Genomic DNA, 17813 nt, shown 5'->3' with positions numbered 1-17813 from the left:
ATTTTGTATTGAAATACTTAGATTTTATCAAGAGCTAGTTTTAAATCTTCAATCAAATCATCTGCGTTTTCCAAACCAACTGAGATACGAATTTGATTTGGAGTGACACCACAAGCTAGCAAATCTGCTTCTGCCAATTGTTGGTGAGTTGTTGTTGCAGGGTGCACCACCAAAGATTTTGCATCAGCAACGTTAGCTAAATCTGAGAAGATTTCAAGATTATCAATTACGGTACGTGCTTCGTCTTGTCCACCTTTAACATGGAAAGTGAAAATAGAACCTGGTCCTTTAGGGAAGTATTTTTGTGCTAAATCATAGTAAGGACTTGATGGTAATCCAGGATAGTTAACTTTTTCAACTTTTGGATGATTTTCCAAAAAGTCTACGATCTTTTTAGCATTTTCGACGTGGCGTTCGACACGAAGTGAAAGTGTTTCAAGTCCTTGTAAAAGTAAGAAAGCATTGAAAGGTGCTAAGGCAGCTCCTGTGTCACGCAAAAGTTGGGTACGAAGGGCAGTGATAAATGCTGCTGGACCAACATCACGTGTATAGCTGATATTGTGGTAAGATGGGTCTTCTTCAACCAACTGTGGGAATTTTCCTGAAGCTTCCCAGTCGAATTTACCAGAATCGACGATAAGGCCTCCTATGGTTGTTCCATGTCCACCGATAAACTTCGTCGCAGAATGAACCACGATATCTACACCATGGGTGATAACATTGATGAGATATGGAGTACCAAAAGTATTGTCAGCAACCAATGGAATATTATGACTGTGAGCAATCTCAGCAATCTTTTCAAAATCAGGAATGTTGATAAGCGGATTACCCAAAGACTCAATCAAGACAAGTTTGGTATTATCTTTGATAGCAGCTTCAATTTCTTCAGGATTGTCAACATCTACAAAAGTTGTTGTGACACCATAGCGTGGAAGAGTTTCTTTTAAGAGATTGAATGTCCCGCCATAGAGGGTTGTCGCAGCAACAACATGATCACCAGCATGTGCCAAGCCAAGGATTGCATAGGTGATTGCAGCCATACCTGAAGCCGTAGCCAAGGCACCAACACCACCTTCGAGGGCTGCAATACGTTCTTCAAGTACTGCTACTGTTGGATTGGTAATACGTGTGTAAATATTACCCGGTTTTCTAAGGGCAAAAAGATCTTCACCTTCTTGAGCATCGTCAAAAACATATGAAGTCGTTTGGTAAATTGGAACAGCACGTGATTTTGTTTCCTTGTCAGGTGTTTGTCCAGCGTGTAATTGTAAGGTTTCAAATGAAAATTCTCGTGACATATGGGTGTCCTCCAAAACAAAAGTTGCCTTCATTCTACACCCAGAAAAGCTAGCTGTCTAATAGAAATGTTTTATCAATGTGATAGGGAGGGCTTATAAAAAGGACCTTTCGGTCCCTTTCTATTTCTTCACAATAGGTGCTACGCTTGACAAGACTTTTTTAAGTCCAACTTCTGGGAATTTTATCTTAAGTTCCTGTGTCTTGCCACTTCCAGTTACTTCTAGAACGGTACCATCTCCCCACTTCTTGTGGTGAGCAATATCTCCGATTTCCCAATCAGTAGCTGAATTTCCAGAGTCTGAAGCCTTACCAAAAGGTAGTCCGCCAGTAGCTTTTGAAAATGGCTGAGCGCCAGTATGCCTTTGCGGTTGTGCATTTGCTTTTCTGGTCTGAAGCGCTTGTTGTAAACTCATGCCCTGACCAAATTGTGTTGGCTCTTCCTTTGTAAAACGAACACCAAATGATGAATTGGCTGGACGTGCTAGACCTTGATATTGTAATAAATCATCTGAAATTTCACGCAAGAAACGGCTAGGGCGATTATAGCTAGTCTTACCAAAAAGCGTACGTGTATTAGCGTTGGTAAGGAAAAGGATCTCTTCAGCACGGGTAATACCTACGTAAGCTAAGCGACGCTCTTCTTCGAGTTCTTCTGGATCCTCTGAAGCACGAGACAAAGGGAAGACTCCCTCTTCCATACCGATAAGAAAGACGACTGGGAATTCAAGTCCTTTAGCAGCATGAAGAGTCATCAAGGTTACTTCTGCCGCTTCCATATCACCATCATCCGTATCAGCAATCAAAGCTAGATCATTCAAGAAACGACCTAAACGGTCAATACCTGTCTCGTCCTCCGTACCATCGGTGTTGGTTTCATCAAAATTCTTAGTAACAGACATGAATTCTTCGATATTTTCAATGCGTGCTTGGCTTTCAAGCGTTTGTTGCATGGACAGAGCATCCAGATAACCAGACTTGTCTAAAATAGCTTCTACAGTCTCGGTAATGCTTAGCCCATCTAGCTGGTCACGTAGGTTCAGAATCGTGTTAGCGAAATCGTAAACGCCTTGAGCTGCTTTTCCCTTAATAGGAGACAACATAATATTCGCTGAAGCATCTAGAAGGCTCATATTTTGCTCATAGGCAAAGTTACGAATCTTTTCGAGCGTGCCAGGCCCAACTCCACGTTTAGGTTCATTGACGACACGTTCAAAACTGATGTTATCTGAAGGGTTGGCAATCAAGTTCAAATAAGAAATAACATCACGAATCTCTTTACGGCTGTAGAATTTTGTCCCACCAACCATTGTATAAGGAATATTAGACTTGAGCAAGGCTTCCTCAATAGTACGAGACTGAGCATTGGTACGGTAAAGAACAGCAAAGTCTTTGAAATTCTTGCCTTCTTCACGGACGATATTGTCGATTGTTGAAGCTACGAATACAGCCTCATCACGCTCGTCATTAGCACGGTAATAAACGATTTGTTCACCGTCGTCATTTTGAGTCCAAAGTTTCTTAGGACGGCGGTTGCGGTTATTCTTGATAACTTCGTTGGCCGCCTGGAGAATCTTCTTGGTTGAACGGTAGTTTTCCTCCAAGAGGACAACCTTAGCTTCAGGATAGTCCTTCTCAAAATCAAGGATGTTCTGCATATCAGCCCCACGCCAACCGTAGATTGATTGGTCCGCATCACCTACGACACAGATATTCTTGAAGCGAGATGCTAAGAGTTTTACCAACTGATACTGAGCATGGTTGGTATCTTGGTACTCATCCACGTGAATGTACTGATAACGCTGCTGATAATAGGCGAGAACATCAGGATTTTTGTCAAAGAGACGTAAAGTCATCATAATCAAATCGTCGAAATCCATGGCTTCGCTACGACGGAGCTCTTCCTGATAGGACTTATAACATTTAGCAACGATTTGGGTGTACATATCACCAGCCTGGTGCTCATAGGCCACTTCATCCAATAAATCATTTTTGGCGTTGGAAATCGTCCCTAAGATGGCACGTTCATTCCACTTCTTAGGATCAAGATTAAGAGTCTTTAGAATACGTTTCATCAAAGTACGTTGTTCCCCAGGATCCACGATAGTAAAGTTTCGGTTGTATCCAATATGGTCCGCTTCACGACGAAGGATTCGCACACACATGCTATGGAAGGTCGCAATCAAGGTTTCTGAAGTTGCTGGATTTAAAGCCATAGCACGCTCACGCATCTCACGGGCAGCCTTATTGGTAAAGGTGATGGCTAGGATATTCCAGGGATTGATCATTTTCTCGTCGATAAGGTAGGCAATGCGGTGGGTAAGCACACGTGTCTTCCCAGATCCTGCACCAGCCATAATCAAAAGAGGGCCTTCAGTCGTTTGAACTGCTTCGGCCTGTTTGTCATTCATACCAGTTAATAATGGGTTCATAATATTCTCCATTCTCAAAAATAAGCTCTATTATTTTATCATTTTTCGAATGAAAATGCAGACTCTATTCATAATGTGTGTGAAATAACTTTAGCAAATAATCGTTTGTTTTTATTGGGAGGTTATTTGCTTAACATGATTGTTATTCCAAGCTTTTCTAGGTTTTGGTGAAAGGCATTCTTAAGTAGAATATTCGGTTTTTTATAGTTATGATGAAAATTAGTGTTGACACTGTTCGGTTTTTTCGATAAGATAGAACCACAATAAAATAAGAACCGAGTGATGTCATCAGGAAAACTGGTGATTGACGGACTTCTGGAGAGATCTTGAAACAGCTTTAGCTGTAAACAAGACACCGAAGGGGCAAGGGGTAACAACCGAAACTCTCAGGTAAAAGGACAGAAAGCATCGCAAGTTTTTAACTTGTAGTAATAGCTTTGTATTCTCAGAGGTCTGGTTAAGCCAAACCTCTTTTTTGACGTCTCGGTTAAAGGAGATTGTTACATTCATGTTAGACTTTTTTACTACCATTGATGATTTTGTCTGGGGACCACCCCTTTTGGTCCTTCTTGTAGGAACTGGGATTTACCTTACGCTTCGTCTTGGACTTTTGCAAATCATTCGTCTGCCTAAAGCCTTTAAACTTATCTTTGCTGAAGATAAAGGGGAAGGTGATATTTCTAGTTTTGCAGCCCTCGCAACGGCTCTTGCTGCAACTGTTGGTACAGGTAACATTGTCGGTGTAGCTACTGCCATCAAAACTGGTGGACCTGGTGCCCTTTTCTGGATGTGGATTGCTGCTTTCTTTGGTATGGCAACCAAATATTCCGAAGGTCTTTTGGCTATTAAATTCCGTACACTTGATGACCAAGGTAATGTTTCTGGTGGTCCAATGTATTACATTACACACGGTTTTTCTGGTAAATGGCAAACTATTGCTAAACCTTTGGCCTACTTCTTTGCCTTTGCAGGTGTCCTAGTTGCATGGTTGGGGATCGGTACTTTCTCTCAAGTTAACTCAATCACATCATCTCTTCAAAACAGCTTTGATTGGTCACCAAAAATTGTTAGTGTTATCTTAGCTCTTATTACTGCTGCCATCATTTTTGGTGGTATCCAATCTATCTCTAAAGTTTCTGAAAAGGTCGTACCATTTATGGCTGGACTTTATATCCTAGCAGCTCTTGTGGTTATCTTTACTAACTTTAGTCAACTTCTTCCAGTCCTTGAAACAGTCTTCCAATCTGCCTTTACTGGTAAAGCAGCCGTAGGTGGTTTTGCTGGTGCAACAGTCATGGTTGCAATGCGTCTTGGTATTGCGCGTGGTGTCTTCTCAAATGAGTCAGGTCTTGGATCAGCTCCTATCGCTGCAGCTGCTGCTAAGACCGAAGAACCTGTTGAACAAGGTTTGATTTCAATGACAGGTACTTTCATTGATACGATTATCATCTGTACACTTACTGGTCTTGCTATCCTTGTAACTGGTCAATGGTCAGGTAGCCTAGAAGGTGCCCCAATGACACAAGCGGCCTTCTCTTCTGTTTTTGGTACATTTGGTGAAATTGCCTTAACACTTTCTTTGGTTCTCTTTGCCTTTACAACAATCTTGGGTTGGTCTTACTACGGTGAACGTTGTTTCGAATTCATTTTCAAATCAACGAAATTCCTTCCACTCTACCGCCTCATTTTTGTAGTCATGGTTGCTCTTGGTGGTTACCTCACTCTTGATGTTGTTTGGAAAATTGCGGATATCGTAAACGGATTGATGGCATTGCCTAACTTGATTGCCCTCCTAGTCCTCTCACCAATCATCATTAAAGAAACCAAATCATACTTTGAACGCCACAAATAAACAAAAAGAGCTCAGGCTCTTTTTTCTTGGTTTTATCGGCACCAATCCTTGCTACTACCGGTCTTTTGCGTTACAATGAAATTAAATCATTTTACAACTAATACAGAAAAAATCCAAAGGAAAAACTATGTCAATTACCAAAGAATTTGATACGATTACTGCTATTTCAACGCCCTTAGGTGAAGGTGCTATCGGTATCGTTCGCTTATCTGGAACCGATGCTGTTGCTATTGCTAATAAGGTTTTCAAAGGAAAAAATTTAGAAACGGTCGCTTCACATACTATCAATTACGGTCATATCGTGGAAAATGATGAAACCATTGATGAAGTCATGGTCAGTGTGATGCGTGCACCAAAGACCTTTACACGCGAGGATGTCGTGGAAATCAACACACATGGTGGTGTCGCTGTTACTAATGAAATCCTTCAACTCCTAATCCGTTCTGGAGCTCGTATGGCTGAACCAGGGGAATTTACCAAACGTGCCTTCTTGAATGGTCGTGTGGACTTGACCCAGGCCGAAGCTGTCATGGATTTGATTCGTGCTAAAACTGATAAGGCTATGGCCGTTGCCGTTTCCCAACTTGATGGTTCGCTCAAGGATCTCATTAACAACACTCGCCAAGAAATCCTTAACACTTTGGCTCAAGTCGAGGTGAATATTGATTACCCAGAGTATGATGATGTTGAAGAAGTTACTACAGCTCTTGTACGTGAAAAGACTCAAGATTTTCAAGCACTTCTAGAAAATCTTCTTGCTACTGCCAAACGAGGGAAAATCCTACGAGAAGGTCTTTCGACAGCAATCATAGGCCGTCCTAATGTCGGAAAATCTAGTCTTCTCAACAATCTCCTACGTGAAGAGAAAGCTATCGTTACTGATATTGAAGGGACTACCCGTGATGTTATTGAAGAATACGTTAATATTAAGGGTGTTCCTCTTAAGTTAATTGATACCGCTGGTATTCGTGACACAGATGATGTGGTCGAAAAAATTGGTGTTGAGCGTTCTAAGAAAGCTCTTGAAGAGGCTGACCTGGTTCTTCTTGTCCTTAATAGCTCCGAACCGCTAACTGAGCAAGACCGTACATTACTCGAAATTAGCAAAAATAGTAATCGTATCATTCTCCTAAATAAAACTGACCTTCCACAAGCAATCCAAATGGAAGAGCTTCCTGAAGATGTCATTCCGATTTCAGTCCTCAAGAATGAAAACATTGACAAAATCGAAGATCGCATCAACCAACTCTTCTTTGATAATGCTGGCTTAGTGGAAAAAGATGCTACTTATCTCTCAAATGCACGACATATTTCACTCATTGAAAGGGCGCTTGAAAGTCTTGAAGCCGTCAATCAAGGACTTGAATTAGGTATGCCTGTTGACCTATTACAAGTTGATATGACTCGCACATGGGAAATTCTTGGCGAAATTACTGGTGACGCCGCACCGGATGAACTCATTACGCAACTCTTTAGTCAGTTCTGCCTAGGGAAATAAACATAACTAAATTTATGTAAAAAGATGTTGCATCATCTTTTTACTTTCCATACCTTAAATACAGAAATAAAATTATGTAAAAAATATATCTATATCATAAGACGATTAACTCATGCTTTTTAAGAAATAAAATGCTATCATGGTACTATCCTATGATTTTGAAAGGTTTACCATGAGTCAAGCAGCTACTGATACTGATTTTAAACATTTGATAGATTTTGACGATAATCTGCTTCCATTTCGACTGACGGAAATCAAGGTTGAAAATGGACGTCCTGATATCCTTTTTCATTGGCATCCTGAGCTTGAGATTCAGTACGTTTATGAGGGGACAGCTCGCTATCATATTGATTATGACTATTTTGACAGTCAGGCTGGAGATATTTTTTTGATAGGTCCTAATGAGCTTCATTCGATTCATCCCATAGATAATCAGTCTCATCATACTGACACCCTTCATTTTCATTTGGATATGTTGGGACAGTCTCTGGTGGATCTGCTTAGTCTCCGATATCTTCAGCCCTTACAGAATTCCAATTTTAAGTTTAAACAATGTCTAAGACCATCAGACGAGGGTTATACGGAAATAAAAGCACTTCTCTTCGAGATTTTTAAGATGATTCGTCAGAAAAATCGTCACTATGAACTTCTTCTCAAGTCAAAGTTGGAAGAATTAATCTACCTCCTCTACTTCTATCATTTGGTAAAGCGAAAAACTTCTGATGATCATTATCGTAAAAATGATAAAATTCGTGAAATCATTGATTACATCAATCAACATTATGCTGAAAATCTCACGATTGGAAAGTTGTCAGAGCTCATGGGATATAGTAAGACACACTTTATGACGATTTTTAAACAACATACTGGCACCTCTTGTACCGAATTTATCATTCAAGCAAGACTACATGCTGCTTGCGAGGAGCTCCGTAATAGCGTAAAACCAGTTTTGGAAATTGCTACTAATGTTGGTTTTAACAATTTATCCAATTTCAACCGTCAATTTAAACACTATTACGACCAAACACCAAGTCAGTATCGAAAAACACATAGCAACAACAATAAAACAAAAAAGAGTTAGCCAAATGGTTAACTCTAATTTTTATCTGCAAACTTCTTAGTATTTCTCTTTACCTTTGTGTTTTCCACTAATTCCAAAGATAGTTAGCAATACACCAAGTCCGAGGAGCCCAGCGTGTGAGGCCTTATCACCTGTTGTAGGAAGTTCTTCGGTTTAGCCTAAAGTTTCAGTAACCTTTTCAATTTCCTTAAGAGTTTCGTTTGAAGTTGAAACGAAGAAGGCTTTACCGGTAGGTGTTGTTACTACTTTAGATACTACTGGTTTAGTTTTTTCTAACACTTTAGAAGCTACAGTTGGATCAATAGTATTTAATGGATTAACCCTTGGATCTTCCGCATTCTCTTTCTTATTTAAAACAGCAAAATCGGCACTTGAAATAGAAATTGTACGTGAATTAGGATTAATTACTGCGTATTTCGTAAGATCTGCATGAGTCAAGTAATCAGCAAAGGCTGTATCGAGTGAAGGACCCTCTTCACGTGGACCACCAAGCATTGTGAAGCCATCGCCACCAGCAGCCAAGAAGTCATTCGTTACAAGGTAGTAAGTTTCATTAGTGTTGAGCGGTTTATAGACACCGGTTTCTTGATCCAAAATGTCAATTGATAAGATACGTTTTTCAGCTGGAAAAGTTGTGTCATAATATACGCGAGCTCCAGCGACTTGAAGGAAACCAGCTGAAGGTCTTTCTGAAAAGTCTCTAGTTTCTGCTTCTTTCAATGCTTTCTCGTAGCGTTGACTGACGATAGCATTGATTTTGGGATTCCTCCTCTCTGCTTCACGAATGGTAGCCTACACTAGTTCTCGGGGACTGACCATCTTATTTTGCACAGCTTCATCCATTGCCGTTGCATCTAACTGCTCATTAATTGTCCTCATATACTCTCCCTGCTTATCTTTTCCTAAATTATTCTAAAAAAAGCAAAACGCCTAAAACGTTCCACCTTAAATCATGATAACTAGTCTTGCCAAGTTTCTTGGTTTTCTTTGAATTTCCTCAAGAGTTTAAGTCCGTCTGCTGTAATGTAACCTTGAACTTTAGCAACCTTAATCAACTCAGTGTAGTTTGAAAGAGTGATCAATTTCACGCCAGCATCTGCGAAGTTTTTCTCAGCTTTTGGCAATTCGTAAGTGAAGATAGCCACAACACCGATAACATCAGCCCCTTCACGCTCTGCAGCTGCAACAGCATCAAGTACTGAACCGCCAGTTGAAATCAAGTCTTCAACAACAACCATTTTTTCGCCTTTAACCACACGACCTTCGATTTGGTTACCAGCACCGTGATCTTTTGGTTTGCTACGGATGTAGGCAAATGGAAGGTTCATCTTGTCAGCTATAATCGCACCGTGAGGAATACCCGCAGTTGCAGTACCTGCAATTACTTCTACTTCGGGAAATTCTTCCTTAATTTTTTCCACAAAACCATTTTCAATAAGTGTACGAGTTTCTGGATAAGACAAAGTAATACGGTTGTCTGTGTAGATTGGTGATTTGATTCCTGATGCCCATGTAAATGGTTCTTCAGGTTTAAGGTAAACAGCCTTGATATCGAGCAAGTCAGATGCGATTTGTGATGCTAATGTCATAATTATTATCCTCCGTAAAGCGTTTTCTACTCTTTATTATAACCTAATTCCATCTATTTTCCTATGAAATAAGGTCTTTTTGAAAATTTATTGACCGTTCCATTGGGCCTTGATGTCGTGATAAGCTGCTACTGGATCGGCAGCTTGTGTAATTGGACGACCAACGACAATGTAATCTGAACCAATTTGATGGGCATCGGCAGGTGTCATGACACGTTTTTGGTCACCAACTGCTGCTCCTGCTGGACGAATACCAGGTGTCAAACAAACGAAATCTCCATTTGTTGCTTCTTTGATTTTTGCTACTTCATGTGCTGAGCAAACAACACCATTAAGACCCGCTTCAGCAGTCTTCTTAGCATAATGAACCACTGATTCTTGAAGTGTGGTTTGGATATTTTGAAAATCACGCATCTGCTCTTCAGAGGTAGAGGTTAGCTGTGTTACAGCAATCAAGATTGGACCATCTCCCAAGCCTTCACGCGCAGCCTTCATCATTTCCACACCACCGGCCGCATGCACATTAGTCATATCAACGCCAAGGTTAGACAAGACACGCATGGCTGATTTCACAGTATTTGGAATATCGTGAAGCTTAAGGTCAAGGAAAACACTATGGCCAAGCTTTTTAACGTAGCACACAATCTCAGGCCCAGCCGCATAGTAAAGTTCCATACCAATCTTCACATAGAGCTTTTCATCAGCAGGAAACTTAGCAAGGAAAGCCTTGACATCCTCAAAAGTCGGGAAATCAAGGGCAATAACAGGACGATTTTCTCTCATTTCTTATATCCTTTCACACAAAAAAACCTCCGCCAGTCAGCGAAGGTTGCACGAAAATAGGGCAGTCCCTACCCCTTAGTGATGCCGTAGCATCTCAGTACACCTTTCTCGCCTCTCTGGACTCGATTAAAGGTTCAGTTCAATTTGTTCTATTATAGCGCTTTTATAATGGAATGTCAAAGGGGGATGAAAGTAATTATAGCTTTGTTAAATTCCTTAAAAATGCTATTTTTATTCTATTTCCCCAACAAGTCTGTTCGAACTTCCTCGCGCAAGTCCTCAAGAGTTGTGATGCCGTACTTGTCCATAACCTCAGGGAGTCGGTCAATGATTTTAGGGCAGGCATATGGATCTGCGAAGTTGGCTGTTCCGACACCGATGGCTGAGGAACCAGCAATAAACATTTCGATAGCCGCTTCGGCACTGTCAACACCCCCCATACCGATAATTGGAAGGTCTGAAGCTAGAGCAACTTGGCGGATAAGTTTAAGGGCTACTGGAAAGACAGCTGGGCCTGACATACCACCTTGGCCATTGGCAATGATAGGTTTGCGAGTCGCCAAGTCATAGCGTGTTCCGACCAAGGTGTTAATCATGGTGAAACCTATCGCACCGGCATCTTCGACTGCCTTGGCAACACTTGTGATGTCAGCCACGCTTGGTGTCAGTTTGACATAGACGGGCACATCAGAATGAGAAACACTGGCTTTTACGGCTGCATAGGCAAGTTCTGGGACTTGTCCGATGAGAAGGCCGTTGTTGCCATGATCCACGTTTGGACAGGAGATGTTGAGCTCAATTGCCTTGACGTTACTAGCTTTGGAAATCTTGTGAGAGACTTCCGCATATTCTTCGTTAGAAAATCCAGCCACATTCGCAATGATTGGCAACTCAGGATAATGTTCCTGTAACCATGGGAGTTTTTCAAACAAGACAGCATCAACACCAGGGTTTTGCAAGCCAATGGCATTAAGCATGCCTGATGGTGTCTCAGCCACACGTGGTGTCGGATTACCAAAGCGTGGGTTGGCAGTCGTTGCCTTAATCATGATCGATCCTAGTTTATCCAAATCGTAATACTTGGCATACTCTTGACCAAAACCAAAGCAACCAGAAGCTGGGATAATAGGATTCTTCAAATCGAGTCCTGGAAGGCTAATAGCTAAACGATTTTCTGATTTAATTTCTGACATAGTAACCTCCTAGACGATGACTTTTCCGGTAGGGAAGACTGGTCCCTCTTCACAAACACGAAGATTTTTGGCGTCCGACTCTCCTTTAACGTGAACCACACAGGCATAGCAAGCACCCATACCACAAGCCATGCGAGCTTCCATAGAAACATAGGCATGAGGGTGATTTTCAAACTTGCTGTCGACATATTTAAGCATGCCTGGAGCTCCGCAACTGTAAACGGCATCTGGAGTCCAGTCGAAACCATCAATAACTGTCGAAACGTAACCCTTGATACCGTATGAACCGTCATCAGTGGTCACATAAACATCACCACAAGCTCTGAGCTTGTCCTCCAAGATGACGGCATCCTTATTGGCAAAACCAATGACTGATACAACTTCCACTCCCTTAGTCTTCAACTGCTTAGCCGTCTCAACCAAAGGTGGCACACCAATACCTCCACCAACTAGGAGAGCTTTCTGCCCAGCCTCAATAACAGAAATATCAAAACCATTACCCTGAGGGCCCATGGTATCAATGGTTTGTCCAGCTACCATCTTAGACAGAATAGCTGTTCCCTCACGCTCCACACGGTAGACAATAGTTGCCTCTTTCTTGTCGTAGTCAATCTCTGAAATTGAAATCGGACGACGAAGGAGCTTGCTTGGGTCTGGCACCTTGAGGTGAACGAACTGACCAACATGCATATCTGCAACCATCTCTCCCTTAAGCACCATCTCAAAAATACGAGGTGCAATCTCACGCTGACTCACAATGGTTAAATCTTCAACTAATATCATGACAACCCTTTCTAAACTGCAAAATGTCATCAAAAAAACCTCGCCACATGGCAAGGTCGCACAAAAAATCACAGGAGAACCCTGCTGTTTCAATCTGTCCGACCTTTTAAGCCTCTCTGGACTCATTTAAAGGTTATTTTGTCATTATTATAACCATTTTCAAGCGAGATGTCAAAGCAGAAAAGAAAAAACCAAATCTCTTAAAACTAAGCTAAGGTCTCTCTAGCCTATAACTAGGCCCTCTGTTTGATACATGTCTATTATCATCTTATTGAAACAGTCTGTCGTAGACCATAGTATGAGCCAACTGTTGACCATCACCGCCTAATAGATCAACCAAGGCATATGCAAATGCCAATGCTGTTCCGGCACCACGGCTTGTGACAATATTGCCATCAACGACCACCAAATCAGTTTGATGGTCGCCAGATGCAATTTGTTCTTCAACACCAGGGAAACATGTGAATTTGCGACCTTCAAGAAGACCAGCACGTTCGAGAACAATTGGTGCCGCACAAATGGCAGCAACGTATTTTCCAGCTTTTGCAGCCTCTTGAAGAGAGGCAATCAAAGTTTCGTTGTCGCGTAGATTAGTTGATCCAGGCATACCTCCAGGAAGGACAACCAAGTCATAATTCGCAAAATTGCCATCAAATACGCCATCCATGGCAACTTGAATCCCATGTGAGCCAGTCACTGATGCACTTTCAAGTCCAAGCATGTCACAGTCAAATCCTGCTCGGCGGAAGACATCCACTGGGCTCAAAGCTTCGATTTCTTCAAATCCTTCCGCAAATACTACTGCTACTTTTGTCATGATATACCTCCAATTTAGTTATCACAAGATTCTATTACGCCTTAAATTATAGCAGTTTTAGAAGCAGGAAACAAACCATAAAAATGGATTTTGAGCACGAAAAAAGACAGCACAAAGACTGCCCTTGTCATTTTATCTAAACAAACTTGCTAAGATCCACAAGAGATAAATATGGGCTGGGTAGAAAATATAGAAGAAATTCTTGTTACCACTACCTCGCTCACCATTATAGAAATACATAGGAATCGCAGCAAAGACCATCATCCACTGTACACCTGTCGGATCAAAGAGATGGGCAATCACTGAAATAACAGCTAAGACGATGATTTGAGCGATGCGATTGGTACGGAAAATATAGAATAGCAAACCAAGGATAACCATGACAAAGCCACCCTCAACCATGATAATACTTGGCACAAGTGACAAGATAAAGGCAACAATTTGTACAACAAGTGGGTTTGCATGTGGTGTTTCAAATATACCTCCAAGGACTACAACTGGAATAGATGAAAGAATCGGCAATAGAAAGACACCAATCCCTTGAATCAATTCCTTGTATGATTTATCGCGAAGCCCCTTAGCCAACAAATCCCAAGAACAAATAAAAATCCCAGTGATAAAGAAGGTTGAAAAAGCATTGTTCATCAAACCAAGATTACCATTATGAAAGACACTACTAATAATGGTGTTACCAATAGTCATGAACCAGCTCATGTAAAGCAAACGTCTGAGAAAAGCCATACGGTCGTGTGTGTAATGAAAACTATCAGCTGCTAGAAAGAGAAAAATAGGAAAAACCAAACGTCCTAACATAGTCAACCATAGTGGTGCTCCCATACCCTCAAACATCTGATGGATGTGATCCAAAAACATAAGTACAATAGCTAGGTATTTCAAATTAGTCGCATTGCATATCTTTTTTATATCGTTCATTTAATGCTCCTTTAATTTTCAGCATATTAAATGATACCATAAGTTAGATGTAAATTCAAAGGTATTCGTTATGAATATCGTCTATTATGATGTTGACTTTAAGATAAAGAGTAAATACTATTATCATAGTAGATTTCGAATTAATTCAATTAAAATGGTATCTACTATAAATATAAATTAAAGAGGTTTTACACATGGAAGAGAAATTTACAAAAAAATATTTTAATCAATTAAAAAATAGAAAGTCAATTAAAGGACATAGTGAATCTGATGTTGCAAATTCATCAATTAGAAAAATATTATCTCAATTGAGTAAAAAATTTCCAGCTGTTGATGAAGACTACTTCAAAAATTGTCTTGAATTCTTTGATTATAAATGTCCATACACTGATGAAAAATTAAGTATCAAAAATAATGAGCTAGATCATATTATACCGCAAAATAGGAAATACTGTGGATTAAATGTAAAGGGAAATATTATTATTTGTTCTCCGGATGCTAATCGTAAAAAAGGTACACTTACAGCCTCGGATTTTTTGTTAGGTAAAACAAAAAAATCTGAGCAATTCTGGAAGGAGAAGGGATCAACTTTAAAAGAACGTGAAGAACGCTTAGAAAAACTCAAAGAGTTTCAAAAAAAATATAATTATAATTATGATGAAATTAGAGACAAATTATCTCACTTGTTAGATTTAGAATATAAAAAAATACAAGATGAGCTCAGACAAAAAGCTGATGAAAAGGCTAATGAATATTACGATAAAATAAAACACTTAATAAAATAATGCTGCTTCAATGAATGGCAATCTCTGATTTCTTAATTACCCTCCTCAAGCATTTCTACTCTCTTTATGCTATAATGGATAGGCGTTTTATGATTTATCACAACTAAAAGAACAACCATTATCTCTAACAAGAAAGGAAGTACATCATGTCTTTTGACGGCTTTTTTCTTCATCATATGACAGCTGAGTTGCGTGAGCAGGTGCTCTACGGGCGTATCCAGAAGGTTAATCAGCCTTTTGAGCGTGAGTTGGTCCTGACCATTCGTAACAATCGTCAGAATTACAAGCTTCTGCTTTCGGCTCACCCTGTTTTTGGGCGTATTCAGACGACCAAGGCAGAGTTGCCAAATCCGCAAAATCCAAACACCTATACCATGATTATGCGTAAATACCTTCAGGGAGCAGTTATCGAGGATATCCAACAGCTTGAAAATGACCGTGTTCTTGAAATTTCAGTCTCTAACAAAAACGAAATTGGTGATAGCGTTAAGGTTACTCTGGTCATGGAAATCATGGGGAAACACTCCAACATTATCCTGATTGACAAAAACGAGAGCAAAATCATCGAGTCTATCAAGCACGTTGGTTTCTCACAAAATAGTTACCGTACTATTCTGCCTGGGTCTACCTATATCGCTCCTCCTAAGACAGACGCCAAGAATCCATTTGACATTGCAGACGAAAAGCTCTTTGAAATCCTACAAACCGAGGATTTGTCCTCTAGAAACCTTCAAAAACTTTTCCAAGGTTTGGGGCGCGACACGGCCAATGAATTATCAGCTTTACTTGATACTGATAAATTCAAGAATTTCCGTGCCTTCTTCAATCGTGAAATAGAGCCAAACTTAACGGCTAAGGCATTCTCAGCTGTAAGATTCTCAGATAGTCAGGACCAACCTGAGTTTGAAACCTTGTCAGCCCTATTGGACTACTACTATTTGGACAAGGCAGCGCGTGACCGTGTGACTCAACAGGCTAGTGATTTGATCCATCGTGTGCAAAATGAACTGGAAAAAAATAAGAAGAAACTTGTTAAACAAGAAAAAGAGCTTGCGGCGACTGAAAATGCCGAGGAGCTCCGTCAAAAAGGGGAACTATTGACCACCTACCTCAGCATGGTGCCAAATGATAAAGATAGTGTCGAGCTAGACAACTACTACACTGGCGAAAAGATTACCATTCCTCTAAATGTGGCTCTAACACCTAACCAAAATGCTCAGCGTTACTTCAAGAAATACCAGAAGCTCAAGGAGGCTGTTAAGCACTTGACTGGTTTGATTGAGGAAACCAAGCAGACTATTGATTATCTGGAGAGTGTGGAGTTCAGTCTTTCTCAAGCCAACATGGATGAAATCGAGGATATTCGTGAAGAGCTTGTTCAGGCTGGCTTTATGAAACGTCGTTCAACTGACAAACGCCACAAACGCAAGAAACCTGAACAGTATCTAGCTTCTGATGGTAAGACCATTATTATGGTTGGTCGTAACAACCTACAAAATGAGGAGTTGACCTTCAAGATGGCTAAAAAGGGGGAGCTCTGGTTCCACGCCAAGGATATCCCAGGTAGTCACGTAGTTATCAAGGGAAATCTTAACCCAACTGACGATGTCAAGACCGATGCGGCTGAATTGGCAGCCTACTATTCTAAGGCCCGTCTGTCAAACTTGGTTCAAGTCGATATGATTGATGTTAAGAAGCTCAACAAACCAACAGCAGGTAAGCCTGGATTTGTGACTTATACAGGACAAAAGACCCTACGCGTCACACCAACTGAAGAAAAAATTGACAGTATGCGGATGAAGTAAATTTAACCTTCCACCAACCAGTATGTAATACTAAGTGGTTGTAAATGCTAGTTTAACTGTAATAAAAAAGGAACTTAGTAGGTTCCTTTTTTCATTATATTGGTAATTTATTTTATATTTATTTTTCAATACATATTCTTGTGATAATCTTGAATATTTTTTGTAAACTTAAAATTTTTGTAAAATCCAATAACACTACCTATTGTAAAACACAGAAAAATAAATGAAATCACCCATATTATTGAGTCTGAAGAAGCATCATTAGTTAATGGAACAGTAATTAAATACACAAGAAGTGCTATTGGTAAAAATGATGAAGTAACAGAAGCATTTTTGATACGTTTGTTGTCTTCAATACTGTTAATATCTACAAACCAGCCTACAGGAAGAAATCGCATCCAATATTTAAACTTTTGAGCTTCAGACTGGCTAACTTTTTCTGAGAACAAGTTTGTTATAACTTTATAATAAGGTAATGCTACTAAGTATGTAAGTTTTACAAAGAGCACAGAAAAGACTGTTAGTAGACTTATAATCCACATGATATAACTAAAATCCTCATTGAATCTTGAATTTTTTGACATTTTATTTCCTCATTCTATTTTTTAGATAAAATATTTGAAAACGTATTTATTGTTGTCATCTTATTATTATATGCCATCTGACCCTACATCTCTTTTTTGTGACCTATATGCAAGGCTATCTCCTAGTCCTATATCTTGGTGGTGCGTTCTACTATGCTTTCACTTATAAACGAATGGAAGATGGAGCAACACTGGGCCTCTATGCCTTCCTCTATCTCTTCGGTGGCATCCTCTTTCACCTCATATCAGAGACTAAGAGCCAGTACACCCTACCTTATATTTACTTACAAATTCCAATGATCGCGGCAGGCTACAACCATATGACACAAACACTCAGCCGCTATCTAAAAAATATGCAAAAGTCATCCTAGGATGGCTTTTA

Annotated in this window: 15 protein-coding genes, 1 pseudogene and 1 riboswitch; of the genes and pseudogenes, 6 read left to right on the top strand and 10 right to left on the bottom strand. The window is 40.2% G+C overall.

The features are described 5' to 3' along the window. Positions 1-17: 17 nt before the first annotated feature. The gene (locus tag EL076_RS04825; protein WP_211205175.1) at positions 18-1298 is read right to left on the bottom strand and encodes an O-acetylhomoserine aminocarboxypropyltransferase/cysteine synthase family protein; all 1281 of its coding nucleotides are present in this window, start codon (positions 1296-1298) and stop codon (positions 18-20) included. A 120-nt stretch (positions 1299-1418) separates the two neighbouring features. Next, positions 1419-3728, bottom strand: coding sequence for a DNA helicase PcrA (gene pcrA, locus EL076_RS04820; protein WP_126429460.1), 2310 nt, complete (start codon positions 3726-3728; stop codon positions 1419-1421). A 305-nt stretch (positions 3729-4033) separates the two neighbouring features. Next, positions 4034-4140, top strand: a riboswitch (glycine riboswitch). A gap of 96 nt (positions 4141-4236) precedes the next feature. On the opposite strand from pcrA, the gene EL076_RS04815 reads away from it, so the two are divergent. The 3 genes from EL076_RS04815 (at position 4237) to EL076_RS04805 (ending at position 8159) form a co-directional block, all read left to right on the top strand. After that, a complete protein-coding gene (locus EL076_RS04815) occupies positions 4237-5580 on the top strand; it encodes an alanine/glycine:cation symporter family protein (RefSeq protein ID WP_126429458.1) in 1344 nt (447 codons plus the stop codon). Positions 5581-5707: 127 nt separating this feature from the next. Further along, the gene (mnmE, locus tag EL076_RS04810) at positions 5708-7078 is read left to right on the top strand and encodes a tRNA uridine-5-carboxymethylaminomethyl(34) synthesis GTPase MnmE (protein WP_048788148.1); all 1371 of its coding nucleotides are present in this window, start codon (positions 5708-5710) and stop codon (positions 7076-7078) included. A 139-nt stretch (positions 7079-7217) separates the two neighbouring features. After that, positions 7218-8159: an AraC family transcriptional regulator gene (locus EL076_RS04805; RefSeq protein WP_126429456.1), complete on the top strand. Its 942-nt coding sequence runs from the start codon at positions 7218-7220 to the stop codon at positions 8157-8159. A 36-nt stretch (positions 8160-8195) separates the two neighbouring features. Here the strand turns inward: EL076_RS04805 and EL076_RS10085 are convergent. The 7 genes and pseudogenes from EL076_RS10085 to EL076_RS04755 form a co-directional block, all read right to left on the bottom strand. Further along, a pseudogene (locus EL076_RS10085) lies at positions 8196-8843 on the bottom strand (5'-nucleotidase C-terminal domain-containing protein); the annotation flags it as partial. Between the two features lie 275 nt (positions 8844-9118). Next, positions 9119-9748, bottom strand: a complete 630-nt coding sequence (gene pyrE, locus EL076_RS04785) for an orotate phosphoribosyltransferase (protein WP_126429454.1) — start codon at positions 9746-9748, stop codon at positions 9119-9121. Between the two features lie 87 nt (positions 9749-9835). Next, complete coding sequence (gene pyrF / locus EL076_RS04780; RefSeq protein WP_126429452.1) at positions 9836-10531, bottom strand: orotidine-5'-phosphate decarboxylase; 696 nt, start codon at positions 10529-10531, stop codon at positions 9836-9838. A 236-nt stretch (positions 10532-10767) separates the two neighbouring features. Further along, positions 10768-11724, bottom strand: coding sequence for a dihydroorotate dehydrogenase (locus EL076_RS04775; RefSeq protein WP_126429450.1), 957 nt, complete (start codon positions 11722-11724; stop codon positions 10768-10770). A gap of 9 nt (positions 11725-11733) precedes the next feature. Beyond that, on the bottom strand, positions 11734-12507 hold the full coding sequence (locus EL076_RS04770) for a dihydroorotate dehydrogenase electron transfer subunit (protein ID WP_048788151.1): 774 nt from the start codon (positions 12505-12507) through the stop codon (positions 11734-11736). A gap of 268 nt (positions 12508-12775) precedes the next feature. Further along, entirely contained in the window at positions 12776-13324 is a 549-nt protein-coding gene (locus tag EL076_RS04760; RefSeq protein ID WP_126429446.1) for a DJ-1 family glyoxalase III, read from the bottom strand. A gap of 132 nt (positions 13325-13456) precedes the next feature. Continuing rightward, on the bottom strand, positions 13457-14257 hold the full coding sequence (locus tag EL076_RS04755) for a TraX family protein (protein ID WP_126429444.1): 801 nt from the start codon (positions 14255-14257) through the stop codon (positions 13457-13459). A 194-nt stretch (positions 14258-14451) separates the two neighbouring features. Between EL076_RS04755 and EL076_RS04750 the strand changes: the two genes are divergently transcribed. Together EL076_RS04750 and EL076_RS04745 are read left to right on the top strand one after the other, a co-directional pair. Continuing rightward, positions 14452-15042 (top strand): HNH endonuclease domain-containing protein, encoded by a 591-nt coding sequence (locus EL076_RS04750; protein WP_126429442.1) that lies wholly within the window; start codon positions 14452-14454, stop codon positions 15040-15042. 146 nt (positions 15043-15188) lie between these two features. Next, positions 15189-16847 carry an Rqc2 family fibronectin-binding protein gene (locus EL076_RS04745; RefSeq protein WP_126429440.1) on the top strand — a complete coding sequence of 553 codons (1659 nt, stop codon included), beginning with the start codon at positions 15189-15191 and terminating at the stop codon, positions 16845-16847. A 125-nt stretch (positions 16848-16972) separates the two neighbouring features. On the opposite strand, the gene EL076_RS10265 is transcribed toward EL076_RS04745, so the two are convergent. Beyond that, the gene (locus tag EL076_RS10265) at positions 16973-17431 is read right to left on the bottom strand and encodes a hypothetical protein (RefSeq protein ID WP_227278275.1); all 459 of its coding nucleotides are present in this window, start codon (positions 17429-17431) and stop codon (positions 16973-16975) included. Positions 17432-17538: 107 nt separating this feature from the next. Here EL076_RS10265 and EL076_RS04735 point away from each other — a divergent pair, with 107 nt between their 5' ends. After that, positions 17539-17802 carry a tryptophan permease gene (locus tag EL076_RS04735; RefSeq protein ID WP_126430145.1) on the top strand — a complete coding sequence of 88 codons (264 nt, stop codon included), beginning with the start codon at positions 17539-17541 and terminating at the stop codon, positions 17800-17802. The last annotated feature ends 11 nt before the right edge of the window (positions 17803-17813 follow it).

The sequence above is a fragment of the Streptococcus vestibularis genome (assembly GCF_900636445.1).
GTDB lineage: Bacteria > Bacillota > Bacilli > Lactobacillales > Streptococcaceae > Streptococcus > Streptococcus vestibularis.
Note: the sequence above shows the minus strand (reverse complement) of the source record. Positions and strands in the feature narration are given on the sequence as shown.

Excerpts from the sequence above, each read along its gene's own strand:
- EL076_RS04825 (WP_211205175.1), bottom strand. The coding sequence starts at position 1,298 with ATGTCACGAGAATTTTCATTTGAAACCTTACAATTACACGCTGGACAA.
- pcrA (WP_126429460.1), bottom strand. The coding sequence starts at position 3,728 with ATGAACCCATTATTAACTGGTATGAATGACAAACAGGCCGAAGCAGTT.
- EL076_RS04815 (WP_126429458.1), top strand. The coding sequence starts at position 4,237 with ATGTTAGACTTTTTTACTACCATTGATGATTTTGTCTGGGGACCACCC.
- mnmE (WP_048788148.1), top strand. The coding sequence starts at position 5,708 with ATGTCAATTACCAAAGAATTTGATACGATTACTGCTATTTCAACGCCC.
- EL076_RS04805 (WP_126429456.1), top strand. The coding sequence starts at position 7,218 with ATGGTACTATCCTATGATTTTGAAAGGTTTACCATGAGTCAAGCAGCT.
- pyrE (WP_126429454.1), bottom strand. The coding sequence starts at position 9,748 with ATGACATTAGCATCACAAATCGCATCTGACTTGCTCGATATCAAGGCT.
- pyrF (WP_126429452.1), bottom strand. The coding sequence starts at position 10,531 with ATGAGAGAAAATCGTCCTGTTATTGCCCTTGATTTCCCGACTTTTGAG.
- EL076_RS04775 (WP_126429450.1), bottom strand. The coding sequence starts at position 11,724 with ATGTCAGAAATTAAATCAGAAAATCGTTTAGCTATTAGCCTTCCAGGA.
- EL076_RS04770 (WP_048788151.1), bottom strand. The coding sequence starts at position 12,507 with ATGATATTAGTTGAAGATTTAACCATTGTGAGTCAGCGTGAGATTGCA.
- EL076_RS04760 (WP_126429446.1), bottom strand. The coding sequence starts at position 13,324 with ATGACAAAAGTAGCAGTAGTATTTGCGGAAGGATTTGAAGAAATCGAA.
- EL076_RS04755 (WP_126429444.1), bottom strand. The coding sequence starts at position 14,257 with ATGAACGATATAAAAAAGATATGCAATGCGACTAATTTGAAATACCTA.
- EL076_RS04750 (WP_126429442.1), top strand. The coding sequence starts at position 14,452 with ATGGAAGAGAAATTTACAAAAAAATATTTTAATCAATTAAAAAATAGA.
- EL076_RS04745 (WP_126429440.1), top strand. The coding sequence starts at position 15,189 with ATGTCTTTTGACGGCTTTTTTCTTCATCATATGACAGCTGAGTTGCGT.
- EL076_RS10265 (WP_227278275.1), bottom strand. The coding sequence starts at position 17,431 with ATGTCAAAAAATTCAAGATTCAATGAGGATTTTAGTTATATCATGTGG.
- EL076_RS04735 (WP_126430145.1), top strand. The coding sequence starts at position 17,539 with ATGCAAGGCTATCTCCTAGTCCTATATCTTGGTGGTGCGTTCTACTAT.